Source organism: Paraburkholderia sp. BR14312, from assembly GCF_040948675.1.
Classification (GTDB): Bacteria; Pseudomonadota; Gammaproteobacteria; order Burkholderiales; family Burkholderiaceae; genus Paraburkholderia; species Paraburkholderia nodosa_A.
The window spans coordinates 93,767-115,963 of the sequence record NZ_JBFPKI010000015.1; the positions used below are offsets into that span (position 1 = coordinate 93,767).

21 protein-coding genes and 1 pseudogene are annotated in these 22,197 nt (G+C 65.7%); 12 read left to right on the forward strand and 10 right to left on the reverse strand.

Annotated features, from left to right (window positions below; all coding sequences use genetic code 11):
* Positions 1 to 13 precede the first annotated feature (13 nt).
* Positions 14 to 202, reverse strand: coding sequence for a hypothetical protein (locus AB3X98_RS34480; RefSeq protein ID WP_028203473.1), 189 nt, complete (start codon positions 200 to 202; stop codon positions 14 to 16).
* 249 nt (positions 203 to 451) lie between these two features.
* On the opposite strand from AB3X98_RS34480, the gene AB3X98_RS34485 reads away from it, so the two are divergent.
* Positions 452 to 751: a hypothetical protein gene (locus AB3X98_RS34485; protein ID WP_069262014.1), complete on the forward strand. Its 300-nt coding sequence runs from the start codon at positions 452 to 454 to the stop codon at positions 749 to 751.
* Positions 752 to 954: 203 nt separating this feature from the next.
* Positions 955 to 1,584: a glycine zipper 2TM domain-containing protein gene (locus tag AB3X98_RS34490; protein WP_141710563.1), complete on the forward strand. Its 630-nt coding sequence runs from the start codon at positions 955 to 957 to the stop codon at positions 1,582 to 1,584.
* A 185-nt stretch (positions 1,585 to 1,769) separates the two neighbouring features.
* On the opposite strand, the gene AB3X98_RS34495 is transcribed toward AB3X98_RS34490, so the two are convergent.
* On the reverse strand, positions 1,770 to 2,702 hold the full coding sequence (locus AB3X98_RS34495) for a hypothetical protein (protein ID WP_368604789.1): 933 nt from the start codon (positions 2,700 to 2,702) through the stop codon (positions 1,770 to 1,772).
* Positions 2,703 to 2,864: 162 nt separating this feature from the next.
* On the opposite strand from AB3X98_RS34495, the gene AB3X98_RS34500 reads away from it, so the two are divergent.
* Positions 2,865 to 3,770, forward strand: coding sequence for a S1C family serine protease (locus AB3X98_RS34500; protein ID WP_368604836.1), 906 nt, complete (start codon positions 2,865 to 2,867; stop codon positions 3,768 to 3,770).
* A 42-nt stretch (positions 3,771 to 3,812) separates the two neighbouring features.
* The gene (locus AB3X98_RS34505) at positions 3,813 to 4,457 is read left to right on the forward strand and encodes a response regulator transcription factor (RefSeq protein ID WP_141710586.1); all 645 of its coding nucleotides are present in this window, start codon (positions 3,813 to 3,815) and stop codon (positions 4,455 to 4,457) included.
* 177 nt (positions 4,458 to 4,634) lie between these two features.
* Here AB3X98_RS34505 and AB3X98_RS34510 read toward each other — a convergent pair whose 3' ends face one another.
* Complete coding sequence (locus AB3X98_RS34510) at positions 4,635 to 4,892, reverse strand: hypothetical protein (protein WP_368604790.1); 258 nt, start codon at positions 4,890 to 4,892, stop codon at positions 4,635 to 4,637.
* On the opposite strand from AB3X98_RS34510, the gene AB3X98_RS34515 reads away from it, so the two are divergent.
* Together AB3X98_RS34515 and yfcF are read left to right on the forward strand one after the other, a co-directional pair.
* The gene (locus AB3X98_RS34515) at positions 4,879 to 5,148 is read left to right on the forward strand and encodes a hypothetical protein (RefSeq protein ID WP_069262009.1); all 270 of its coding nucleotides are present in this window, start codon (positions 4,879 to 4,881) and stop codon (positions 5,146 to 5,148) included. The genes AB3X98_RS34510 and AB3X98_RS34515 overlap by 14 nt on opposite strands.
* A gap of 92 nt (positions 5,149 to 5,240) precedes the next feature.
* Positions 5,241 to 5,873, forward strand: coding sequence for a glutathione transferase (gene yfcF / locus AB3X98_RS34520; protein WP_368604791.1), 633 nt, complete (start codon positions 5,241 to 5,243; stop codon positions 5,871 to 5,873).
* 56 nt (positions 5,874 to 5,929) lie between these two features.
* On the opposite strand, the gene AB3X98_RS34525 is transcribed toward yfcF, so the two are convergent.
* Positions 5,930 to 6,856 carry a glutaminase gene (locus AB3X98_RS34525; protein ID WP_368604792.1) on the reverse strand — a complete coding sequence of 309 codons (927 nt, stop codon included), beginning with the start codon at positions 6,854 to 6,856 and terminating at the stop codon, positions 5,930 to 5,932.
* A 107-nt stretch (positions 6,857 to 6,963) separates the two neighbouring features.
* The gene (locus AB3X98_RS34530) at positions 6,964 to 8,532 is read right to left on the reverse strand and encodes a DHA2 family efflux MFS transporter permease subunit (RefSeq protein WP_368604793.1); all 1,569 of its coding nucleotides are present in this window, start codon (positions 8,530 to 8,532) and stop codon (positions 6,964 to 6,966) included.
* Positions 8,533 to 8,808: 276 nt separating this feature from the next.
* Here AB3X98_RS34530 and AB3X98_RS34535 point away from each other — a divergent pair, with 276 nt between their 5' ends.
* The 3 genes from AB3X98_RS34535 (at position 8,809) to AB3X98_RS34545 (ending at position 11,887) form a co-directional block, all read left to right on the forward strand.
* Positions 8,809 to 9,459, forward strand: a complete 651-nt coding sequence (locus AB3X98_RS34535) for an alpha/beta hydrolase (protein WP_069262006.1) — start codon at positions 8,809 to 8,811, stop codon at positions 9,457 to 9,459.
* Between the two features lie 351 nt (positions 9,460 to 9,810).
* A complete protein-coding gene (locus tag AB3X98_RS34540) occupies positions 9,811 to 10,866 on the forward strand; it encodes a rod shape-determining protein (RefSeq protein WP_069262005.1) in 1,056 nt (351 codons plus the stop codon).
* Positions 10,867 to 11,101: 235 nt separating this feature from the next.
* Entirely contained in the window at positions 11,102 to 11,887 is a 786-nt protein-coding gene (locus AB3X98_RS34545; protein WP_368604837.1) for an alpha/beta fold hydrolase, read from the forward strand.
* A gap of 98 nt (positions 11,888 to 11,985) precedes the next feature.
* Here the strand turns inward: AB3X98_RS34545 and AB3X98_RS34550 are convergent, their stop codons facing one another.
* Positions 11,986 to 12,387 carry a hypothetical protein gene (locus AB3X98_RS34550; protein ID WP_028203504.1) on the reverse strand — a complete coding sequence of 134 codons (402 nt, stop codon included), beginning with the start codon at positions 12,385 to 12,387 and terminating at the stop codon, positions 11,986 to 11,988.
* 372 nt (positions 12,388 to 12,759) lie between these two features.
* Between AB3X98_RS34550 and gltA the strand changes: the two genes are divergently transcribed.
* Together gltA and AB3X98_RS34560 are read left to right on the forward strand one after the other, a co-directional pair.
* Positions 12,760 to 14,061 carry a citrate synthase gene (gltA, locus tag AB3X98_RS34555; protein WP_069262004.1) on the forward strand — a complete coding sequence of 434 codons (1,302 nt, stop codon included), beginning with the start codon at positions 12,760 to 12,762 and terminating at the stop codon, positions 14,059 to 14,061.
* 249 nt (positions 14,062 to 14,310) lie between these two features.
* The gene (locus tag AB3X98_RS34560) at positions 14,311 to 16,590 is read left to right on the forward strand and encodes a glycogen debranching N-terminal domain-containing protein (protein WP_368604794.1); all 2,280 of its coding nucleotides are present in this window, start codon (positions 14,311 to 14,313) and stop codon (positions 16,588 to 16,590) included.
* A 45-nt stretch (positions 16,591 to 16,635) separates the two neighbouring features.
* On the opposite strand, the pseudogene AB3X98_RS34565 reads toward AB3X98_RS34560, so the two are convergent.
* The 4 genes and pseudogenes from AB3X98_RS34565 to AB3X98_RS34580 all read right to left on the reverse strand — a co-directional run bounded on the left by AB3X98_RS34565 (position 16,636) and on the right by AB3X98_RS34580 (position 21,015).
* A pseudogene (locus tag AB3X98_RS34565) lies at positions 16,636 to 17,715 on the reverse strand (asparaginase).
* A gap of 74 nt (positions 17,716 to 17,789) precedes the next feature.
* A complete protein-coding gene (gene lhpI, locus AB3X98_RS34570; RefSeq protein ID WP_368604795.1) occupies positions 17,790 to 18,698 on the reverse strand; it encodes a bifunctional Delta(1)-pyrroline-2-carboxylate/Delta(1)-piperideine-2-carboxylate reductase in 909 nt (302 codons plus the stop codon).
* A gap of 61 nt (positions 18,699 to 18,759) precedes the next feature.
* The gene (locus AB3X98_RS34575; protein WP_368604796.1) at positions 18,760 to 20,001 is read right to left on the reverse strand and encodes an NAD(P)/FAD-dependent oxidoreductase; all 1,242 of its coding nucleotides are present in this window, start codon (positions 19,999 to 20,001) and stop codon (positions 18,760 to 18,762) included.
* Positions 20,002 to 20,103: 102 nt separating this feature from the next.
* Positions 20,104 to 21,015, reverse strand: coding sequence for a LysR family transcriptional regulator (locus tag AB3X98_RS34580; protein ID WP_368604797.1), 912 nt, complete (start codon positions 21,013 to 21,015; stop codon positions 20,104 to 20,106).
* Between the two features lie 155 nt (positions 21,016 to 21,170).
* Here AB3X98_RS34580 and AB3X98_RS34585 point away from each other — a divergent pair, with 155 nt between their 5' ends.
* On the forward strand, positions 21,171 to 22,196 hold the full coding sequence (locus AB3X98_RS34585; protein WP_368604798.1) for a DUF1338 domain-containing protein: 1,026 nt from the start codon (positions 21,171 to 21,173) through the stop codon (positions 22,194 to 22,196).
* Position 22,197: the final 1 nt, after the last annotated feature.

Below are 22,197 nucleotides of genomic sequence, written 5' to 3' on the forward strand. Positions count from 1 at the left end.
GCCGCCTTGCGCGTCAGTGTGTGGCAACGCTGACGGCGACGATTTCGTATCCGGGGTCGGCGTGCTCGGACGCCGCCTTTTCGGCTTCCTCGTATGAGACGAAGGACTTGGCCCCGCCAATCTCCGGCGCCATGCCGATATCGCCGTCCTCTGCGCAGCAGAGGTACTGCTCGCCAGTCTTTACCACGTAGACAGTCGTCATGATTCCCTCCATGGTTCGCGGGGGAACTTCCAGTCTAGCAGGTCGAAACCGCGCCCGAAGCCGGGTCGATTGCCTTTACGCTATCGGCTGGAACCTTCGATTCTATTCGCTTCACGGTGGACGGCAACCCTTCCGTTGTTTCGAACCCAACATCGGCCGTCGTCGCCAGCAGATTTGTTCCGGATGTGCAACGATAGACGTGCAACTCGCAGCTGTCTATTGAGCTGGACAATCCAACGGGGAGGGTAGATGAGAGAGAACGCCGAGACGCTATTCGTCGCTTCCGAAGACATTGCAACCGCGTTGAACCTGCTGGAGAGCATAGAGGTCGAGGTCGGCTTCGACAGCGACGATCCGGAGAGTATCGAGCAGGCGATTCTCGCCGTCGAGGAGGCGATCGATACTCGCCTGAAGGGCCATCGCGGCGACGCACGGGTCGAATCCGCGATCCTTCGCGTCAAGTTCGACTTCCGCTGCGCGATCATCGAACAGGCCGCGTCCGAAGATGCGGGTGCCGACACCATCGGCAGCGTCCAAACCCTGCATTGAAACTTTCGGGGAGTCGGGCGCCAGCTTGATTCCAACGGATGAATGGCACCGCGCTCGGCGCGCCGCCATTCATCCGGCAACGAACTTTACACGTTGTTACCCGCGCGCAGCGGACGTCCGGGCGGGCTTTGCTTATACTGCCGCGCAATCGCCACTCCTCCTCATGCTTGTCGTGCCCGCAGCGGCGGCAATGCGAACCCACCGTGACGTCCATGCTCTCTACCAAGTCCGCCCTCACCGCCGCGCTTGTCGCTGCAGCCAGTCTTTCGTTGTCCGCATGCGTTGCTCCGGGCTACTCGCAGTACGGTGCGCAGCAAGGCTACCAGGGCCAATATGCAGCGCCGGCGGCGTCTGCGTACGGCCAGCCCGCTTATGCACAGCCGGGCACCGTGCAGCAACCCGCCTACGCACCGCCGCCTGCGCCGCAACAGCCGTATGACTCGCAAAGCAACGGTCAGTACGGTGCGCAGTACAACCCGCAATACGGCAACCAATACGGTACGCAGTACGGCACGATCTCGAGCATCCGGCCGTTGAGCAACGCCACGGGTGCTTCGGGCATCGCCGGAACCGTGGTCGGCGCGCTGGTTGGCGGCGTGCTCGGCAATCAGGTCGGCGGTGGCCACGGCCGCGACGCGGCGACCGTCATCGGCGCGCTCGGGGGAGCCTATGCAGGCAACCGGATCGGCCAGCAGATGGGCCAGCCCGCAGGATTCCAGATCGACGTGCAGTTGAGCGACGGCTCGACCCGCGCGTTCAACGTGCCGACACCCGGCGACCTGCGCCCAGGCGATCGCGTACAGGTCAACGGCAGCCAGCTCGCGCGCTACTGATTCCGGCGGCTGTTTCATCCGACGTCACTGAGGCGTTTGCCGCCACGCAAGATCGACGAAGCGACGCAGCAAAACGCGGCGCTCGTGGAGCAGGCGTCGGCGGCCTTCGTCCAACGGGCGAGCGCAGCGGGAGTGTTGAAAACCTGCGCCGTAACGCCCGTGCGCCGCACGGGCTCATACGCGCACTACTGCGCGATCTGCTGACGCTGATATTCGTTGTGCTTCATTTGCATGTAGTCGGCGCGGCTGACCTCGTGCAATTGGCGCGGATACTGCTCGGTGGCATCGAACCACTTGGTGAGGCGTTTGTCGAGGCGGCCATTGGGCGGGCTGGAAAGCGCATCGAGATACGCTTCGATGGCGAGGTAATAGCGCATGGTGTTGCGTTCGACCAGACCGCGTACGCCGCCGATGTATCGCGTTTCGTTCGTCGACGGATCGCGGGTCGTGGAAAAGCCGACTTTGTCGCTGCCTATCGTTGCCAGATAGGCTTTCATGGCAAGCCGGCCGGCCGTGCCGTAACCGTAGGCGTAAGTCAGATGAATAAAGGTCCGATCGTCGCCCACGGGTATGGCCTCCACCACGATCCGGTAGTCTTTCGTACTCAGCGGACCCGTGGCGGCGGAAAGCTCCACGCGAAAATAATCAGGGCTGCTCACTGCCTGGTTCCAGGCGAATTGCACGCGGTAGGATGAGGTAAGCGATTCCTCGGTTTTCTTGCCGATATTCACCGCGAGCACCGTACCGCTCGCGCTGGTCGAGGCATGGCAGTACTTGATGTTCAAGTGCAGGATCAGCACATCGCACCAGTTGGCCGGCCCTTGAGTCGGATGGTTGAGCGTGTCGCTGACCGTCGCGAAAGGGAAGTTGACCACACCGTAAATGTCCCCTTTGAGTGCCGAAGGCAACTCCTGCGATTCGAGGTATAGCGGGCGCTGGAACTGGTTTTGCGCGAGTTGCTGCGTGAGACTCTGGTACTTTTCGCGCAGGCTCGTCGCCCTGACGTCCGCTTGCGCGAAAGCGCCCTGGCCCAGCAAACAGAGCGCCGCGGTCATCGCGGCCATCCACCACAGGCGCGTGCACCGGACGCCCGATGTGAATCTGGCAAGCGTACTCATGGCCTTCCTCCCACGTTGACTCCGTGTGATCTGCATCGCTACGACTACCCATTTGGGTGGTGCGCGCCGCCCGTCGTTCTGTCATTGTGAACCCACGAATGGTGAACCCACACTGGCAGGAGACGTGAAATGGAAACGACATCTTCGGGCGCAAATCCTTTGATGGCTCTCTCGGACGGTCTGGCCGACATTGTCGCGCGAGTCGGGCAGAGCGTCGTGGCAATCCATGGCCGGCATCGCATGCCGTCGAGTGGCGTAATCTGGCGCCATGGCGTCGTCGTGACGGCTGCCCACACGATCCGGCGCGAGGAGGGGATCGAAATCACCTTGAGCGACGGTCGTACGGTTGCCGCGGTCCTCGCAGGCCAGGATCCGGGCACGGACCTCGCCGTGCTGAAGCTGGACGGCGTGGACCTGGGCCCGGTCGAGTCCGGCGATGCCGGCTCACTGAAGCCGGGTCATCTGGCGCTCGCCGTCGCGCGTGCCGACGAACTCGGCGTCAGCGCGGATTTTGGCGTGATCGGCAGCACGGGTGGTGCCTGGCGCACGTGGCGAGGCGGCCAGCTCGACGCATTCGTGCGGCTGGACGGCGGTCTGCGCCCGGGGTTCTCGGGCGCGGCGCTCGCCGATATGCGCGGTCAGGTCGTGGGCATCTGCACGTCGGGACTGATGCGCGGCGCCGGCATGGTGATTCCCGCGATGACGGTGGAGCGTGTCGCCGACGAACTGCTGGCCAAGGGACGCGTCTCGCGGGGCTACCTTGGCGTCGGCACACAGCAGGTCAGCCTGCCGAACGCATGGGCGGAGAAAATGAACCTGTCGTTCAATAGCGGATTGCTGATCAGCTCGCTTGCGCCGGGCGGTCCTGCGGAACAGGCAGGCGTGCTCATCGGCGATGTGCTGATCGAACTGGACGGCCAACCTTGCCGCGACATCGGCGACCTGCACGCCGCGCTGGGCTCGACGGGCATCGGGCAGCCGTTGCCAGTCACGTTGATCCGGGGCGGCGAGCGCCACGCGTGCATGGTCACCGTGGGCGAACGGCCCCAGCGGCATGCATGCAGGTGAGGTCCGGGACACGGCGATATGTCGGATGGCACGATGGAACCCATGGGGCCGGTGCGGGTCGCGGTAATCGCGGCATCGCCGGAGGTGCGCGCGAGCCTCGAGGCGATCGTCGATGCGCAGCCGCCGCTCGCGTTCCTGGGTAGCGCCGCCGACGCCGAAGCGCTTGCCGCTTACCTCGCCGGTTCGGTGCCGGACGTCGTCGTGGCCGACATCGAGCCTCTGGCGAGCGACGCGCTCAGGACGCTGTTCGAACCTGGCCGCGTGCCGCCGGCGCGAGTCCTGTTGCTCGACGACCCGGACAGCGACGGCCTCCTCGACGACCTGCCTGCGGATGCGACGGCAATCCTGTCGCGCGACGTGACGCCCGCCGAGATCGTCGCGGCCATCGAAGCGGCGGCCGCCGGCCTGTGCGTGCTGTCGCCCGACATCCTCGCAAGGCTGCTCGCTGGACGAAAACCGTTGCGCCAGTCGGCAACCGGCGGACCGTTCGAAGCCTTGTCGCTACGGGAGATCGAAGTGCTGGCGATGCTCGCCGACGGACTCGGCAACAAGGAGATCGCCCGGCAACTCGACATCTCGGACAACACGGTGAAATCGCACCTCTCGTCCATCTTCGGCAAACTCGGCGCGACCAATCGCACCGAGGCGGTGATGCTCGGCATGCGGCACGGATACATCATGGTGTAAGCAGGCCACGACCGCCCCGCGATAAAAGCGGCACGGACAGCGCTCAAGAAACCGTCAAGCTTGCCGATATCACGCGGATAGGGCGTTATTCGGCAGCGCTGCGCAGCCCCTGACTTACGGCGAGAAAGATTCCATGCAGATTCAACCCATTACCGCGACGACGACCACGACGACTGCCTACGGCGGCGGCACGCAGGCTTCGACGGGCGGCGCAGGCAACGGCGCTTCCTCGGGCGCGGCATCGTCGAACTCGAATGACAGCAGCACGACGAGTTCGTCGACGAGCACACCCAGCAGCGGCACCACGTCGACGTCGACGTCGACTTCGACGCAGAGCACTTCGGCGTCTTCGAAGTCGGGCGGCGGCGGTGGAGGCGCAGCGGCATCCTCCAGCAGTTCGTCTTCGAGCGAAGTCGACGAATTGAACGCGCTCATCGCGTCGCTTCAGGCGCAACTCGCACAGGTGTCGTCGCAGACATCCAGCGCCGCGGCGCAAGGCTCGAACTCGGGCGAGGTCAGCCAGATCAAGGCGCAGATCCAGAATGCGCAGAGCGCGTTGAGCTCGGCGTCGCAATCGGACGCGAGCCAGGTCAGCCAGATCGCGTCGCAACTGGCGAGCGTGCAGACTTCGCTGGCGCAGCTGATGGTCGCGAGCGGCAAGACCACGGGGCTGGTCTCGGCGACGGCTTAAGCGGGGCAGGCTGAGTCGACCAGCCTGCCGGTGGCCGAGCGCAACGGCGGCTGGGCTTGCTACTATCGTCGGCGCCAACAACGGAGCCGACTGTGACCAACCCCGCTCTCCACCTCTACGCCGACGCACAGTACGCCAGTCCCTACGCGATGTCCGTCTTCGTCGCGCTGCACGAAAAGGTGCTCGCGTTCGAGCTTTCGACCGTCGATCTCGCGAAGAGTGAAAACCAGCAGCCGGAATTCGCGGCGAAGTCGCTCACGCGGCGCGTGCCGACCCTGATCCACGACGGCTTCGCGCTCTCGGAGTCCTCGGCGATCACGGAGTATCTCGAAGAAACCTTCCCCGGCGTGGCGCTTTATCCGGCAGACCGGCAACAGCGTGCCCGCGCGCGCCAGGTTCAGGCGTGGCTGCGCAGCGATCTCATGCCGATCCGCCAGGAGCGCTCGACCGAGGTTGTGTTTTACGGCCCGACCACGGCGCCCCTTTCCGGCGCGGCCCAGCTCGCGGCGGAGAAGCTCTTCGCGATGGCCGAAGCGCTGCTCGCACGAGGCGAAAAGCATCTTTTCGGCGAGTGGTCGATCGCCGACGTGGACCTCGCGTTGATGCTGAACCGTCTGGTGCTGAACGGCGATCCGGTGCCGCATCGGCTGGCGCAATACGCCCTGGCTCAGTGGCAGAGGCCCTCCGTGCAGCGCTGGCTCACGTTCGAGCGGCCGCCGCTCTAAGGCTGTGTCGTCACGCAGGGCTTGCGGATGCTGACCGGATGACGTTCACCCCAGCCTCAGAAAATCGAGCGCCCGGTGCGCGTCGTCAACCACTCCAGCGCCAGCGAGCCGACCAGCGAATTCCCCGTCGCGTCGAGGCCCGGCGACCACACGCACACCGCGAATTCGCCGGGCAGCACCGCGATGATCCCGCCGCCCACACCGCTCTTCGCGGGCAAGCCGACGCGGTACACGAAATCGCCGGCCGCGTCGTAGGTGCCGCAGGTCAGCATCAGCGCGGAAAGGCGCTTGGCCGAACTCGCGTCGAGCACGGGTTCGCCGCTCGCGGGCGAGACGCCGCCGTTGGCCAGAAAGAGTGCTGCGCGCGCCAGTTCCACGCAGCTCATCGAGATCGCGCACTGGCGGCAATACGCGTCGATCACGGTATCGGCGGGCATCTCCAGGTTGCCGAAGCTTGCGATGAAATGCGCCATCGCGCGATTGCGTTCGGCGTGCGCGAGTTCCGACTGCGCGACGCGCAGGTCGTAGCCGATGCCGGGCTCGCGCGAGAGGCGCCGCATGAAATCGACGAGCGCGGTTTCCGCCTGCACGAAGCGGCGGCACAGCACGTCGGTCACGACGAGCGCGCCCGCGTTGATGAACGGGTTGCGCGGCTTGCCCGCCTCGAATTCGAGCTGCACGAGCGAGTTGAATGCTGTGCCCGAAGGCTCGCGGCCCACGCGCTGCCAGAGCACGTCGCCGAGCAGCTGGAACGCGAGCGTGCAGGCGAACAGCTTCGAAATGCTCTGGATGGAAAAGCGCACATCGGCGTCGCCGGTGCGGTACACCTGGCCGTCCACCGTGACGATAGCCATGCCGAAGTGATCGGCGCGCACCGTGGCGAGTTCGGGAATGTAGTCGGCAACGCGGCCCGTGCCGATATACGGCTGCAGGTCGCGATGGATGGCGTCGAGGATGGGCGTGTAGTCGAACGTGTGATTCATGGAGGGAGCCAGGCAATCGCGGCAGAGCGCCCGCCGCGGTCCCGCGATTGTAGCGGCTCGCGCTTACCGCCACGGCTTCATTGCGCGCCCTGACTCGACCTTTCGGGTCAATGCGCCCCTGCTGCGCCGCCGCCTGCGCCGCCCTTCGTCGACTTCGTGATCCAGATGAGCGGAATGATCACGAGAAAGATGATCGCCGAGATATAGAAAATGTCGTTCAGGCCCATCATGGCGGCCTGCGTGGTGAGCTGGAAGTCGAACAGCGCGCGTGCGGAGGGCTCGCTCATATTCAGCACCTTCTGGGTCTGGTCCATCGCCTGCACGAAAGTCGGGTTGTTGACCGAGGCTTGTTCCGTGAGTCGCGCGTGATGCAGGATCGTGCGGTTGTTCCAGGCGTTGGTCGCGATCGAGGTGCCCACTGCGCCGCAGAACACGCGCACGAAGTTCGAGAGGCCAGCCGCCGCCGGCACGCGGCTCGGCGGCTGGCCCGCGAGAATGATCGCGGTGAGCGGCACGAAGAAGAGCGCCATGGGGATGCCTTGCAGCAGCGTGGGCAGCACGAGATGGAAGGTATCGATTTCGATCACGTACTGCGAACGCATGTAGAACACCCCCGCGAACATCACGAACGCGATCGTCGCGATGATGCGCGCGTCGGAGCGCGGCAACAGGCGCCCCACGACCGGAGACAGGATCACCGCGAACACGCCGAGCGGCGCGGTCACGAGGCCTGCGTCCACGGAGCGATAATTGAGGTACTCCTGCATCCATTGCGGCAGCAGCACCAGATTGCCGAAGAACACCGCGTACGCCACTGAAATCGCAATCGTGCCGCCGAGGAAATTACGTTGTCCGAACAAACGCAAATCGACGATCGGGTGCTCCTCGGTCAGCTCCCACACGAGGAAAAACGCAAAACTGATGAGCGCGAGGATGCCGAGCGTCACGATCACCGGCGAATTGAACCAGTCGAGGTCCTTGCCCTTGTCGAGCATGATCTGCAGCGAAGCAACCCAGGTGATGAGCAGACCGAGGCCCACGACGTCGATAGGCGGCTTGCGCGTGGGTGACTCGCGGTTGCGATAGATCGTCCACGTGACGAAGCCCGCGAAGAGGCCCACCGGGATGTTGATGTAAAAGATCCACGACCAGTTGTAGCTATCGGTGATCCAGCCGCCGAGCGCCGGTCCCGCGATCGGGCCGACGGTCGTGGTCATCGCCCAGAAGGCGAGCGCGGTGGACGATTTGTCTTTCGGCCAGGATCCGAGCAGCACGGCCTGGGAAAGCGGAATGAGCGGGCCGGCCACGGCGCCTTGCAGCACGCGCGCGACGAGCAGAAACGGCAGGGTCGGCGCGATGCCGCACAGCCACGACGCCAGCACGAACGAGAGGATCGAGGTGACGAACAGGCGCACCTGGCCGAAACGCTGCGTGAGCCAGCCGGTCAGCGGAATGGAAACGGCGTTGGCCGCCGCGAACACGGTGATGACCCATGTGCCTTCGTCGACGGAAACGCCCATGTCGCCGGAGATGGTCGGAATGGCGACGTTGGCGATCGACGTGTCGAGCACGTTCATGAAGGTCGCGAGCGAGACCGCGATAGTGCCGAGGACCAGACTGCCTCCCTGGAGCGGCGGCGGCGCGGGCGGCGCCGATGATGCGGCGGGCTGATTCAAGCGTGTTCTCCGCGTATTCGGTTTGCGGCACAGGATACCTGTAATCGCCTTTTGTCATCGCCAGCCGCGGAGCATCCCCATGCGGCGCAGGGTCATGGGGCTTGCGAATGGCTTTCGCGCGCGATCGGGTTGCCGTTGCGGCTTTATGTAACGCCGGGAAATGGAGTCTTTCGTACACGCGTAGCGCGGCGAGCGTATCCTTGCGCCTGCCGCGCGCCGCGCAAAATGCGTGCGCTGGACACACAATACGATCGTCAGTACAGGGGAGGTCCGACCATGAGCTGGGAAGCATTCGAAGGGGGCTGGCGTCTGGCGCCGGCCGATGGCGCCGCGCACGCGCTCGTCGTGCTGCTGCACGGGGTAGGCAGCAACGCACAGGACCTCACGCCGCTCGCCGACGTGTGGCGCGACGCGCTGCCGGGCGTCGCGTTCTCGTCGCTCGACGGCAGCGAGCCGTTCGACGGCGGCTTCGGCGGACGCCAGTGGTTCAGCCTGCGCGACATCAGCGAGACCAATCGCGAGGCGCGCGTCGTTGCCGCCTCCCAGGTGTTCGAGCGGCGGCTCGCCGCCGAACTCGCCCATTGGGGGCTCGGTCACGACGCGCTCGCGCTGGTGGGCTTCTCGCAAGGCTCGATCATGTCGCTGTACCACGTGGCCACACAGGCGGCGGGCGCGGCGGCCGTGGTCGCGTATGCGGGCCGGCTCGTTACGCCCGTGGTCGCCAAAAGCCGCACGGTGCTCACGCTCGTGCACGGCGAGGACGACGAAGTGATTCCGGCGAGCGAACTGGAGCGCGCCGCCGCCGCGTTCAGCGACGCGGGCTTCGCGGTCACCGCTTTCGCGCTGCCGGGCGTCGGCCACACGATCACGCCGCAGGGCGTCATGCTTGGGCGCGACGCCCTGGTGCGCGCGCTCGCGCGCGGCTAATCGCGAGACCGATCCGGTCGCTGGCGGGGACGAGGTCGGTCCCCGTTAATCAGCAGGTATCGGCCGGCATCGGCGGGCTAAATCGGTACAAATTGGCAGTGGCATAAGCCCGTAGTGTCGTATTTCGGCCATATTTTCCGCATAACCTAGGCAGTTGTTTTTGGACCGGCTAAAGTTCGCGCCGGTCGCGGCCGTTAATACGGGGAGTCGCCGCGACCTTATGGGCCGCGTAGGCCCGTTCCGCCCGGCGCGCGGCTGGTTCGCGCTGCCTGGACGAGGCCGCCATCGGGAATGCCATCCGGCGGCGCGTCGTCTGCCGGGTCGCCAAAAAGAACCGAACTTCAGACCAATATGGCCCGAGCCAAGCCGCAATCCATTTTTTCCAAAAGGCTGTTCCGCCAGGACGTGGCGCTCGATCTCGGTACGGCCAACACGCTCATCTACACCGCCGACAAGGGCATCGTGCTGAATCAGCCCTCCGTGGTCTGCTTCGAACGGCGCGCGGGGGCGAGCGAGACGACGGTGGCCGCGGTGGGCCGCGAGGCGAAGGATCTGCTTGGCCGCGCCCCGGCCAATATGGAGACGGTGAGGCCGCTCTCGCACGGCGTGATCGCCAACTTCTCTGCTGCCGAACACATGATGCGCCGCTTCGTGGCGATGGCGCAGCCGCGCCGTCTGCTCGGCCGCCGTGCGGCATTCACGGTTTGCGTGCCGGCGGGCGCGACGCGCGTCGAGCGCCGCGCGATTCGCGAGGCGGCCTTCGCGGCAGGCGCGGCGAGCGTGAACCTGATCGGCGAGTCGCTGGCTTCGGCGCTCGGTGCTGGTTTGCCGGTGCACGCGGCGACGGGCTCGATGGTCGTCGATATCGGCGGCGGCACGACGGAAGTGGGCATCGTCGCGCTAGGCGGCGTGGCGTGCAGCGGCTCGGTGCGCGTGGGCGGCGACCAGTTCGACCGCGCCATCGTCGATCATGTGCGCACGCTTTATGGCGTCGTGCTGGGCGACCAGACCGCGGAACACGTGAAAAAGACGATTGGCTGCGCGCTCTACGGCGAACCCATCGAACGCATACGCGCGACCGGACGCAGCATGGAAGACGGTCTGCCGCGCACGGTCGAGATCACGAGCCACGACGTGGTGGACGCGCTAGCCGCGCCCTTGCGCGTGGTGATCAACACGGTGCGGCAGGTGCTGGAGACGGCGCCCGCCGAACTCGTCACCGATATCGCCGATAGCGGCATCGTGCTCACGGGCGGCGGTTCGCTGCTCGGCAGGCTCGACCAGTGCCTAGCCGCCGAACTTGGCGTGACGGTGCGCGTGGCCGACGAGCCGCTCACCTGCGCGGTGCGCGGCGCGGGCGCGGCGGCCTCGCTCATGAGCGAGCACGCTTTCGAAATGGTCGAATAACGGCCCAAGCCGGCGCACGAGGCAAGGCCGCCTCGGGAGGGCGCCGGCGTGCGGGGTGTTCGCGCCGCGGCCGTGGGACAATACGCCACTTTGCCGGCGTGCGCCGCGATGGACCCCTATAGGCCGTAGTCCGTCGCAATGCGCCGCTGTCCCGTTGTTTCCATATCGTTCAGCCGTGAATCCAGCCGCCTTTCCAGCCCCCGGTACGTTCATCGAACTGCCCGGCGGCCTGCCCATGCCCTATGTCGAACGAGGCGCGGGCGAACTTCTTCTCTTCGTGCACGGCTCGCTTTGTGACTACCGCTACTGGCAGCCACAGCTGGCCGGCCTCGCGCAGCAGTATCGCTGTGTCTCGGTGAGTCTCACGCACTACTGGCCCGCCGCGGAGGCGGCACGCGGCCTGCCGTTCAGCTGGCGGCAGCATGCGGATGAGCTTGCGGCGTTCGTCGATGCCCTGGGCGCCGGCCCGGCGCATGTGATCGGGCATTCGCGCGGCGGCCTCGTGTCGTTCCAGTTCGCGCGGCGCCATCCGCAGCACGTGCGCACGCTCACGCTCGCCGATCCTGGCGGGCCGGTCCAGCAGCCGGGCCAGACGCTCGCCACGCTGCCCGAGAACGTCAATGCGCTGCGCGCCCGCGCCGTGGCGCTGATCGAGTCGGGCCAGGTGGACGCGGGGCTGGAGTTGTTCGTCGATTCGGTGAGCCGGCCCGGCTTCTGGGCGAAGAGCACACATGGGTTTCGCCGCATGGCCACCGACAACGCACACACGCTTGGGCCGCAGTTTCAGGATCCGCTGCCTGCGTACTCGCGCGAGCAAGCCGCCGAGGTGCAATGCCCCGTGCTGCTGATCGACGGCGAGCTGAGCCCGGAAGTGTTTCATCGGGCCGTGGCCGCGCTCGACGCCTGGCTGCCCGATGCGCGCCGCGCGAGTGTGGCGGGCGCATCGCATGGAATGAATCTGGCGCGGCCCGCGGCGTTCAACGAGTTGATCGACCGCTTCGTGAGCGGCCACGGGCGCTGACGCGCGCTGATTCACGCGATGCGAAAAAGGGGCGGCCACGCGATGCGGCCGCCCCTTTTCGTTGCTGCGAGAAATACCGTAGTCCGAAGGACTCTCGCCTAGTCGCGACCGTGCGCGTGGGCGTCGAGCTTGTGCTCGGCCGCCTCGCCGACGAGGCCCGCGTAGTAGAGGTGCACGCCGATCGCGAGCGAATCGTTGCGGATTTCGTGGAAGGCCTTCCATGCCTTCACCGGATCCTTGAACACGAGATAGTGCGCTTCCTGCGAAACGAGGCGGGCGACCTGGTGCAGGCCGTGGCCGTTGAGCGCGTCCACGAGGTGATCGAGGCTGCGGTGCGTGCGCGCGTCGGTGCGCGGATACAGCATGTGCAGCACGGCCACGCGTTCGCTGGCGAGCGCGGCCGACAGTGCGACCACGATGTCCTGGTGATTGAGTGCCGTGACAACGGCGCCCTCTGCTTGTTCGTCTTCTGCGAACAGGGTGTCGACCGAGATGTTCATCTGTTGCTTCCTTACGTTTTGCTTTAAGCGCGTGTGGCGGTGAAAACGGCCGCCCGTGAGATCCGGCTGGATTACAAAATGCAAGTAATGGAAAACCCTTGCATGTCAAGCAGTATCGCAAAGATGGGGTGCGACATGTTGCGCTGCAAGAGCAAAATATTGTTGCAGGAATCGGCGTTAAGGAAGCCGCAAGCTTCGCAGTGTTGCGGCGTTGAAGAGGGATTGTTGCTGGCTGCGCTATCAATCGATGCTGCACCGCGCCGTAGAATGCGGCAAGCGGTCGCAGCGATGCCGGCCATTCCGGCGGCTGCGTCCTGTTGCGCGAAGTTATGCGCGAAGTATTGCGATGTGACAGCAATTCAAGGACACACAATGATCGACTCGAAGACACACGCCACGCTCACGATCCCCGGCCACGCTGAAGGCGTGCAGTTGCCGGTCTACAAGGGCACCCAGGGCCCGGACGTGATCGACATCCGCAAGCTGTACGGCCAGACCGGCATGTTCACGTATGACCCGGGCTTCATGTCCACGGCGTCGTGCAACTCGGCGATCACCTATATCGACGGCGACAAGGGCGAGCTGCTCTACCGCGGCTACCCGATCGACAACCTCGCGCAAAACGCCGACTTCCTCGAAAGCTGCTACCTCCTGCTCAAGGGCGAGCTGCCCACGCAGCAGCAGAAGGACGAATTCGTGGCCTCGGTGACGAACCACACGATGGTTCACGAGCAGATGCACTTCTTTTTCCGGGGGTTCCGCCGTGACGCACATCCGATGGCGATTCTGGTGGCGGCGGTCGGCGCGCTGTCCGCGTTCTATCACGACTCGCTCGACATCAACAACGCGGAGCATCGTGAGGTGTCGGCGATCCGTATGATCGCGAAGCTGCCGACGCTCGTCGCCATGGCGTACAAGTACTCGATCGGCCAGCCGTTCGTGTATCCGCAGAACGACCTGTCGTACAGCGCGAACTTCATGCGCATGATGTTCTCCGCGCCGAGCGAGGAGTACAAGGTCAACGATGTGCTCGTGCGCGCGCTCGACCGCATTCTCATCCTTCACGCCGACCACGAGCAGAACGCTTCGACGTCTACTGTGCGTCTGGCCGGTTCGTCGGGTGCGAATCCGTTCGCGTGTATCGCCGCGGGCATCGCTTGCCTGTGGGGCCCGGCGCACGGCGGTGCGAACGAAGCCGCGCTGAATATGCTCGAAGAAATCGGCTCGGTCGATAACATCCCGAAGTTCATCGAGCAGGTGAAGGACAAGAACTCGGGCGTGAAGCTGATGGGCTTCGGCCACCGCGTGTACAAGAACTACGACCCGCGTGCGAAGCTCATGCGCGAAACGTGCTACGAAGTGCTGAACGAACTGGGCCTGCACGACGATCCTTTGTTCAAGCTCGCCATGCAGCTCGAAAAGATCGCGCTGGAAGACGAATATTTCGTGTCGCGCAAGCTGTACCCGAACGTCGACTTCTACTCGGGCATCGTGCAGCGCGCGCTGGGCATCCCGACCTCGATGTTCACCTGCATCTTCGCGATGGCGCGCACGGTGGGCTGGATCGCGCAGTGGAACGAAATGATCGCCGACCCAGAGCAGAAAATCGGCCGTCCGCGCCAACTCTTCATCGGCGAAACGCCGCGCGTCGCGAAGCCGATTTCGCAACGCTGATCCTCACGGCGCGCGCCGCTTCCGGCGCGCGAGCGCATTGCCTACACGGGCGCCCGCACGTTACGTCGTGCCGGCGCCCGCAATTTTTTCCGCGCACGTTCCTTGCTCCGCCCTGCGATTTGCCACTCATTTCGCGCGTATCTTTCGGCCGTTCTTTGCGCATTCGCCCAACGCGTGCGCCGAAGCCACTACAATCAACCGCAAGCGAACCGTACCGTAACCCTTTGCATGGCACCCAGGAGGCACGCAATGCAGGATCCTGAAACACTCGGCGGCGTCACGCGCTCAAGCGGCGTGGATCATCCCGACCAGGACACGCGGGAAACCGACAGCGCGTTCATCGCGCCCGAAACGCCGGAAGTCGCAAGCGCCGACCAGCATGTGCTGAAGTCGGGCGGCACCTTCATCGTCAACGATCCGCTCGGCGACATCACCGGCATCGACGACGGCCTGTTCGTCAACGACACGCGCGTGCTCTCGTCGCTGCGCCTCACTTTCGGCGGACGCGTGCCCTCACTGCTCTCGGGCAGCGTGAGCAGCGACAACGCCGTGTTCACGGCCCACCTGACCAATCGTCCGCTGCCGCCGCTCGGCGGCAGTACCACGCCCGAAGGCGTGATTCACGTGCAGCGCGAGCGCGTGCTCTCCGGCACGATGATGACCGAGGCCATCGAGCTCACGAACTACGGCACGGAAGACGCCGTGGTGCCGCTTTCCATCTCGTTCGCGAGCGACTTCCGCGACATGTTCGAAGTACGCGGCCTGAAGCGCGAAAAACGCGGCACGCTCATGCCGCCGCGAGTCGAAGACGGCGAAGTCCGGCTCGAATACATCGGCCTCGACAAGGTTGCGCGGCGCGTGCGTATCGAGTTCTCGCCCACGCCGAACAAACTCCTCGCCGATCGCGCCGACTTCACGGTCGATCTGCCCGCGCAGGCCTGCGTCTCGATCTATCTCACGGTGGCGATCGAAGTCGAGGCCATGCCCGGCGCCGCGCCCGGCACACAGAGCGCGGGCATCTTCCAGCCGCCGCATTGCCTCGCGGACTCGCAGGAGCAGCGCGTGGGCCGCGCCGCTCAGCGCGCCGCGCTGGTGGATTCGCATATCGTGATGCGCGAACGCCGCCGAGCGGCGGCGCACTTGCGTTCGAGCAATCCGCTCTTCAATGCGTGGATCAACCGCTCGATCGCCGACCTCGGTCTGCTCACCACCGACCTGCCGACCGGCCCGTATCCGTATGCGGGCATTCCATGGTTTTCCACGCCGTTCGGCCGCGACGCGGTCATCACCTCGCTGCAGACGCTGTGGCTCACGCCCGCGCTCGCGCAGGGCGTGCTGCGTTTTCTCGCGGAACATCAGGCGCGCGAGGATTCGGCGTTCCGCGACGCGGCGGTCGGCAAGATCATGCACGAAATGCGCAAGAGCGAGATGGCCGCCACAGGCGAAGTGCCGTTTGCGCTCTACTACGGCGGGGTGGACACCACGCCGCTCTTCGTCGTGCTGGCGGGCGCTTATGTCGAACGCACGGGCGACGTTTCGCTGATCGACGAGTTATGGCCGGCGCTCGAGCGTGCGGCGGCCTGGGTCGCAGGTGTATGCGACCGCAATAGACTCGGTCTGCTCGACTACCGGCGCGAATCGGAGGGCGGGCTCGCGAACCAGGGCTGGAAGGACAGCCACGACTCTGTATTCCACGCGGACGGCCGTTTCCCCGATGGCCCGATTGCGCTCGTCGAAGTGCAGGCATATGCGAGCGCTGCGTTCGAAACGATGTCGCGCTTCGCCACGCATCGCGGCCAGATCGAAGACGCAGCGCGCTACGCCGCACGCGCCGCCAAAATCCGCCTCTGCGTAGAGGAGAAGTTCTGGATGCCGGAGTCGGACTTCTACGGCATTGCGCTCGATGGCCACGGCGATCTGTGCCGCGTGCTCGCGTCGAACGCCGGACATCTGCTCGCCTTCGGGCTGCCCGAGGAGGAGCGCGGCCGCGCCGTGGCGGAAGTGCTCGAATCGGCGCTGTTTCACACGGGCTGGGGCGTGCGTACGCTCGCGGCGGGCCAGGCGCGTTTCAATCCCATGGCGTACCACAATGGCTCGGTCTGGCCGCACGACAACGCGCTGTGCGCACGCGGTCTCGCGCGCTATGGCCGCAAGGCGGCAGCAGTGCGCCTCTTGCAGGCGCTGTTCGAGGCTGCGGTGACCTTCGACATGCGTCTGCCCGAACTGTTCTGCGGGTTCCCGCGCCGGCGCGGCGAGCCGCCCACCGCGTATCCGGTGGCCTGCCTGCCGCAAGCCTGGGCCGCGGGCTCGCCGTTCATGATGCTCGAAGCGTGTCTTGGCGTGACGATCGACGCGGCGCGCAACGAGGTGCGTGTCGAGCAGCCCATGCTGCCCGAAGGCATCGACTGGCTGGAAGTGGACGATCTGCGTGTGGGCAAGAATACGGTGACGCTCATGTTCCGCCGTGTGGACGGCAAGGTGGTGGCATCGGCCGATCGCAGCGACGTGAAAGTCGTGGCGTTGCTGTGAGTCTTGGCGCGGGCTTGCAAAGCCCGCGCCCTCATTTTGTGCTGGCTACGAAGCGACGCGCTCGAGTGAGAACTGCGGCGCGACGCAACCCGTCTCGACGCCCATCGTGTTGACGATGCGCGGGGCTTCGAATTTGCTTAGTTGTGCCAGCTGTTGCGGCGTGCCGATGCCCAGTTGTCTGAGCACTTCCACGACGGTGGCATGGAGCGCGGTCAAATCGCCGTCCTCGATCTTCACCGCGATACCCAATGCCGGGCCGCCCGTATGCGTTGCGGTCGCCGCGCTTGCGCGCACGCCAATCGCATAACTGCCCGCCGCGCCGAGTTTGCCGACGAGCGCGCCTTCGAACGCGCTCATGAGCGTCGTGCAGAAGCGGCCTTCGCCCGCCACGAGTTCCGGATACGACGTCATGGCGCGATAGATGTGGGCGAGCGCCTGCGAGCGCGCATCGGCCGCGGCCGAGCCTGGCAAGGCCGCGTGGTCCTGCGCATCGGCGAGCTTCACGAACAGGCGGGCGAGCCGGTCGAGCGGGAAGGCGGGCGTGGGCAGATTGCAGCCGTCGATGCCCCACTCGACGCCCGTCTCAGGAAGATCGCAAACCTCGGCCACGACCCGCCTCACGTGTTGCTGCAAGGGGTGTGAAGGCAGATGGTAATCGGCCAGCGCCGCGCCGATGGCGCGGGCGCCGGCCAGCATGCCCGCGTGCTTGCCCGAGCAATTGCTGCACACCGCGCCCGGCGTGAAGTCGCGTTTGATCCACGCCTTTTAGACGGCGTCCGAGATCGGCACATGGCCGCCGCAGCGCAAATCCGATTCCGTGGCGGACACCTTGGCGAGCATCGCGCGCGTCCGCTCGATATGGCGGTCCTCGCTGCTATGCGAGGCGCACATGAGCGCGAGATCGGCGTCGTCGAAGCCAAAGCGCTCGAGCGCGCCGGTTTCGACCACGGCGAGCGCCTGCGCGGGCTTGGCCGCCGAGCGCACGAGCGTCATGCGATGCGGGTCGCCGAGCGCGTAGAGCAGGCGGCCCTGGGCGTCGACCACGGCAATGTGGGCGATATGCGTGGTTTCGATGACATCGCCGCGCAGGACTTTCACGGCGGGTTGGGGAGCGCTCGTCGTCATGGTGCCGTTTGCCTTGGGTCTCGGATGGGATCGTGCTGCGCGGTCGATGTGCGATTCTAATCCGCGCGTGCGGGTCAGCGCATTTGCCGGGCCACGCGGCACGCGGCGAGATCCCAGGCGCCGCTGCCGACGGTCTTCAGCAGCACCGGACCGCCGTCATGTGCCGCGCCGTCCGTTACAGCGGAGCCGATCGTGCGCACGTTCGCCCAGTCGACGCCTGCCTGCAGCAGGTCACCGGCTTCTTCGCGCGCTGCTGCGAAATCGTCGACGAACACGCAGCTCGCACGCACCGTGTCCTGGGCGATTTCGGCCGCGTCCGGCGTGAAGGCGCCCACGCCGATCACGAGCCGGTCCTTGCGTGCCGCTTCGTCGTACACGGGCGTCTTGCTCGTTGTCGCGGCGATGACGACGTCGACTTCTTTCGGAGCCGCACCGTGCGCGGGCGTCACGTCCACGCCAGCCTGCGCGAAGTGGGCGCGGAATGCCTGTTCGGACGCTTCGGTCCGGCCTTTCACGTAGAGCGTCGCCGACGGATACAGCTGGCCGATCGCCTGGGCATGAAATCGCGCCTGCTGTCCGGTGCCGATGACCAGGAATGCACGCGGCGCGCCGGGGTGAAAGAGGCGCACGCCCAGCATGGAGAGCGCCGCGGTGCGGCGCCCGGTGACGGTCGGGCCGTCGAGGATGAACTCCGGCTGACCCGTCGCGCCGTTGCACACCGTCACCGCGCCGAAGATGGTCGGCATGCCGAGCGCCGTGTTGGCCGGGCACACGCTCACGAGCTTGTGGATGGCAATGTCGTCGGCGCTGGCGGGCATCGAAAGCATGACGCCGTTGCCCTTGAGCGGCACGCCCGTGCGCACGGGCGCGTGAATGCGGCCCGCGTCGTGATCCTGCGCGGCCGTGGCGAGGGCGTCGAGCAGCACGCCGAAGTCGAGCAGTCGCGCCGTGGCGGTTGCGTCGTAAATCGCGATGGGCTCCATCGAATCTTCTCTCCTGATGAATGATGCGTGTGTGGGGCGGCGTGCGTTCCTGCCGCCGGCCTCAAAAGCGGTCGATGCGAAACGGCGCGAGATCGACGGCGGGCGTCTCGCGCGCCATCAATTGTGCGACGAGTTCGCCGCTGAGCGGCCCGAGCGTGAGGCCCAGATGCTGATGGCCGGTCGCGACGAACACGTTCCGCGCGCCGCGCATCTCGCCGATCATCGGCAGATAGTCGGGCAGCGTGGGGCGCTCGCCGTACCAGCGGCTTGCGACCTGCACCGCGGGCGCGCCGGGAAAGAGCGTCTGGAATTGCGTGGCGAGCAGATCGGCGCGGCGCCAGTCGGGTGCGCCGCGCGCGCCGAGTTCGACGGTGCCGGCAAGCCGGATGCCTTGCGCCATCGGGTTACAGGTGAAGCCGCGCTCGACGAAGCTCACGGGCACGCGCAGCGTGTCTTGCGAGGGCGCGCCGAGCTGGACGTGATAGCCGCGCTCGTTGGTCAGCGCAATCCTGGCGCCCAGTTGCTGTGCAAGTTCGGCGCTGCGCGAGCCGGCTGCGATCAGCACCTTGGCGGCTGGGTGCGTCGCGCCGTTCAGCGTGACGCCGATACGGCCGTCGGGGAGGGCGCGCAAGGCGTCGACGGCAGCGCTCGTGAATTTCGCGCCCGCTGCGAGCGCCGCCTCGAAAATGCGCTCGACGACCTGCTGCGGATTCGTGACCGAGGCCATGCCGGGAAAGTAGCGCGCATGGTTGATATGCGGCGTGAGCGACGGTAGATAGTCGCGCCGTACCTGCTCCGCTGTGAGATTCACGTAGCGCACGCCGTACCGGTCGAGCAGATCGAGTTGCGCGCATTCTGTTGCGTGCGCAACGGGTCGCTCGAACACGTAGAGCGAGCCGATGTCGCGAAAGAGGTCGGCGGCGATGCGCTGATCGAGCAGACGACGCCAGGCCTGTGCCGCACCGGTCACGAGACTCGCGAGCGCACGCGTGTTGCGCCGAAAGCGCGGGCGCTGCGCCTGCGCGGCGAACTCCAGCACCCACGGCGCCATGCGCGGCAGGCTGCGTTTGTGCAGGCGCAGCGGGCTGTCGCGGCGCAGCAGCATGCGGGGCAGACCGGCCATCGTCTCGGGGCTCGCGAGCGGCGCGACGTGATCGACCGCGATCAGGCCCGCGTTGCCGAACGAGCAGCCCGAACCGGGCGGCGCGCTGTCGACGATATGTACGCGCATGCCACGCTGCGCCAGATTGAGGGCGGCGCAGACCCCGATGATGCCTGCACCGATGACGACGACATCTTCCATGTCAGTCTCGCGACGAAGAAGTGATTTCGTTCGATGCTAACCTAACTATTTCCTATAGGAAACTTTTTTCTGATCGTATATCACGCGTACTCGACCCGCCGATCAGCGTTGCACTTGCGAAGCGTTGTAGGCGCTCGCCTGCTCGAGCAGCCACGCGCGGAACATCTCGAGTGGCTTGCCGTGGCTGAGTTCGGTGGGATAGACGAAGTAGTAGCCGCCATCGGCAATAGCAGGGGCTTCGAACGGAATGACGACGCCGAACCGCTCGAGCTGGCCTTCAACGAAGAACTTCGGCACGAGCGCCACGCCGAGGCCGGCGGCGGCCGCGGCGATCAGCATCGTGTGCAGCTCGTAGCGCACGCCGTGCATGGTGGCGTTGTCTTCCACGCCGAGGTCGGAGAACCAGCGCGTCCAGGCGTCGGGGCGCGTGGTGGAGTGCAGCAGCGGGTAGGCGAGCAGTTCGTGCGCCTTCTTGACGGGGCGCGCAAGCAGTGACGGAGAACAGACGGGCACCACTTCCTCGCCGAACAGAAAGTCGGACGATGTGCCGGGCCAGGTCGGCTTGCCGTAGTGGATCGCGGCTTCGAAATGCGACTCCTCGAACGAAAACGTCTCGGTGCGCACGCCCATGTTCACGCGCACGTCGGGCGTGCGGTCGTAGAAGTCCTTGAGGCGCGGAAGCAGCCATTCGGACGCGAAGGTCGGCAGCACGGCGAGCTCCAGATAACCGCCGCCGCTGCCGTGCGCGATGATGGAGAGCGTGTCGCGATCGAGGTTTTCGAGCGCACGCCGCACCTGGGTGCTATAGAGCCGGCCCGCGCGCGTGAGCACGACCCGCTGTTTGGCGCGCACGAACAGGCGCACGCCGAGATTCGATTCGAGCGTGGCGATCTGGCGCGAGACCGCGCTTTCGGTGAGGAACAGCTCCTTGGCGGCGTGAGTGAAGCTCTCGTGCCGCGCCGCGGCTTCGAAGGCCGTCAGCGCGCCGATATTCGGGATCTTGAACTTGCGCATGGTGATTCCAGAAACTCATCAAGTGACAATTTAAACTCGCTTTACGCGGTGCGCAACCATTTGAATAATGCGTTTTACGTATAGCTGGCCGAAACCGATGGCCAGAGGCCCCTTTGATGACTGCCGCCAGGCGGTCGTTTCCTGTGAGATTGGTGATGCGCAATTCGAACGTAGAACGCTTGTTGTCCGCGCTGCTGGGCCGCGAGAAAACTGAAACCCTGTTTGCAACGCTGAACTTTCCGTCGATGCTCGGCGACTGGGAAAGCGGCACCGTCACGCGTGCCGAACTCGCCCAGGCGATGAACATGGCGCTGTTCGAAGACCTGCTGGAGCGCTCTCCCAACGGCCGCACGTACACGAACGACATGGTGGCGCAGGGCGGTGCGGTGTACTTCGACCATGGCGCGCTGCGCACGGTGCGCTGGGCACAGAACGGCGCGCTGCCGCCCGGCGAAGCGGCGTTCACGCGCATTCTGCGGCCGCTCGGCTTTCGCCTGAATGGCCGCTATCCGCTGGACAAGCTCGGCATGACGGGGCGCGCCTACGCCCACGAAGACGCACCCGACGAGATCGCGCAGTTCTTCGTGAGCGAGCTGCACCCCGAGCGCTTTTCGGCGGCGTTCCAGCAAGCCGTGACGAACGTGGTGGGCGCATCGAAAGATCCGCTTACGCCGCTGGCCGTGGCGCAGCTCTCCGAACTGGAACGCGACGGCTCGCTGCCGCTCGACGCGGCGCTGCAACTGCTGCCCGTGATCGTCGGTGCATTCGCACGACAGCACGACGTGCCATCTATTTCGGACTACGAGACATTGCTGCAGGAATCGGCGGAAATGGCATGGATCGCGACGGAAGGCAACGCCTTCAATCACGCGACCGACCGCGTGGAAGACGTATTTCAGCTTTCGGACGACGAGAAGGCCAAGGGGCGCCCGATGAAGCCCAGCGTCGAGACTTCGCGCTCGGGCCGCGTGTTTCAGACGGCCTATCGAGCCGACACCGTGACGCGCGAGTTTCGCGCGGCGGACGGCCAGCGTGTGACGCGTGAGGTGCCGGGCTCGTTCTACGAGTTCATCACGCGCAAGCGCACGTTCGATCAGGTCACGCGGCGCTGGCAGACCGATCTGCGCTTCGATGCGGGTAACGCCACGGGCATCTTCAAGATGACCGCGAACGCCGCGTAAG

Excerpts from the sequence above, each read along its gene's own strand:
- lhpI (WP_368604795.1), bottom strand. The coding sequence starts at position 18,698 with ATGGAGCCCATCGCGATTTACGACGCAACCGCCACGGCGCGACTGCTC.
- AB3X98_RS34540 (WP_069262005.1), top strand. The coding sequence starts at position 9,811 with ATGGCCCGAGCCAAGCCGCAATCCATTTTTTCCAAAAGGCTGTTCCGC.
- AB3X98_RS34500 (WP_368604836.1), top strand. The coding sequence starts at position 2,865 with ATGGCTCTCTCGGACGGTCTGGCCGACATTGTCGCGCGAGTCGGGCAG.
- AB3X98_RS34560 (WP_368604794.1), top strand. The coding sequence starts at position 14,311 with ATGCAGGATCCTGAAACACTCGGCGGCGTCACGCGCTCAAGCGGCGTG.
- AB3X98_RS34505 (WP_141710586.1), top strand. The coding sequence starts at position 3,813 with ATGGGGCCGGTGCGGGTCGCGGTAATCGCGGCATCGCCGGAGGTGCGC.
- AB3X98_RS34575 (WP_368604796.1), bottom strand. The coding sequence starts at position 20,001 with ATGGAAGATGTCGTCGTCATCGGTGCAGGCATCATCGGGGTCTGCGCC.
- gltA (WP_069262004.1), top strand. The coding sequence starts at position 12,760 with ATGATCGACTCGAAGACACACGCCACGCTCACGATCCCCGGCCACGCT.
- AB3X98_RS34545 (WP_368604837.1), top strand. The coding sequence starts at position 11,102 with ATGCCCTATGTCGAACGAGGCGCGGGCGAACTTCTTCTCTTCGTGCAC.
- AB3X98_RS34510 (WP_368604790.1), bottom strand. The coding sequence starts at position 4,892 with ATGAGCGCGTTCAATTCGTCGACTTCGCTCGAAGACGAACTGCTGGAG.
- AB3X98_RS34495 (WP_368604789.1), bottom strand. The coding sequence starts at position 2,702 with ATGAGTACGCTTGCCAGATTCACATCGGGCGTCCGGTGCACGCGCCTG.
- AB3X98_RS34585 (WP_368604798.1), top strand. The coding sequence starts at position 21,171 with ATGCGCAATTCGAACGTAGAACGCTTGTTGTCCGCGCTGCTGGGCCGC.
- AB3X98_RS34485 (WP_069262014.1), top strand. The coding sequence starts at position 452 with ATGAGAGAGAACGCCGAGACGCTATTCGTCGCTTCCGAAGACATTGCA.
- AB3X98_RS34535 (WP_069262006.1), top strand. The coding sequence starts at position 8,809 with ATGAGCTGGGAAGCATTCGAAGGGGGCTGGCGTCTGGCGCCGGCCGAT.
- AB3X98_RS34550 (WP_028203504.1), bottom strand. The coding sequence starts at position 12,387 with ATGAACATCTCGGTCGACACCCTGTTCGCAGAAGACGAACAAGCAGAG.
- AB3X98_RS34580 (WP_368604797.1), bottom strand. The coding sequence starts at position 21,015 with ATGCGCAAGTTCAAGATCCCGAATATCGGCGCGCTGACGGCCTTCGAA.
- AB3X98_RS34480 (WP_028203473.1), bottom strand. The coding sequence starts at position 202 with ATGACGACTGTCTACGTGGTAAAGACTGGCGAGCAGTACCTCTGCTGC.
- AB3X98_RS34525 (WP_368604792.1), bottom strand. The coding sequence starts at position 6,856 with ATGAATCACACGTTCGACTACACGCCCATCCTCGACGCCATCCATCGC.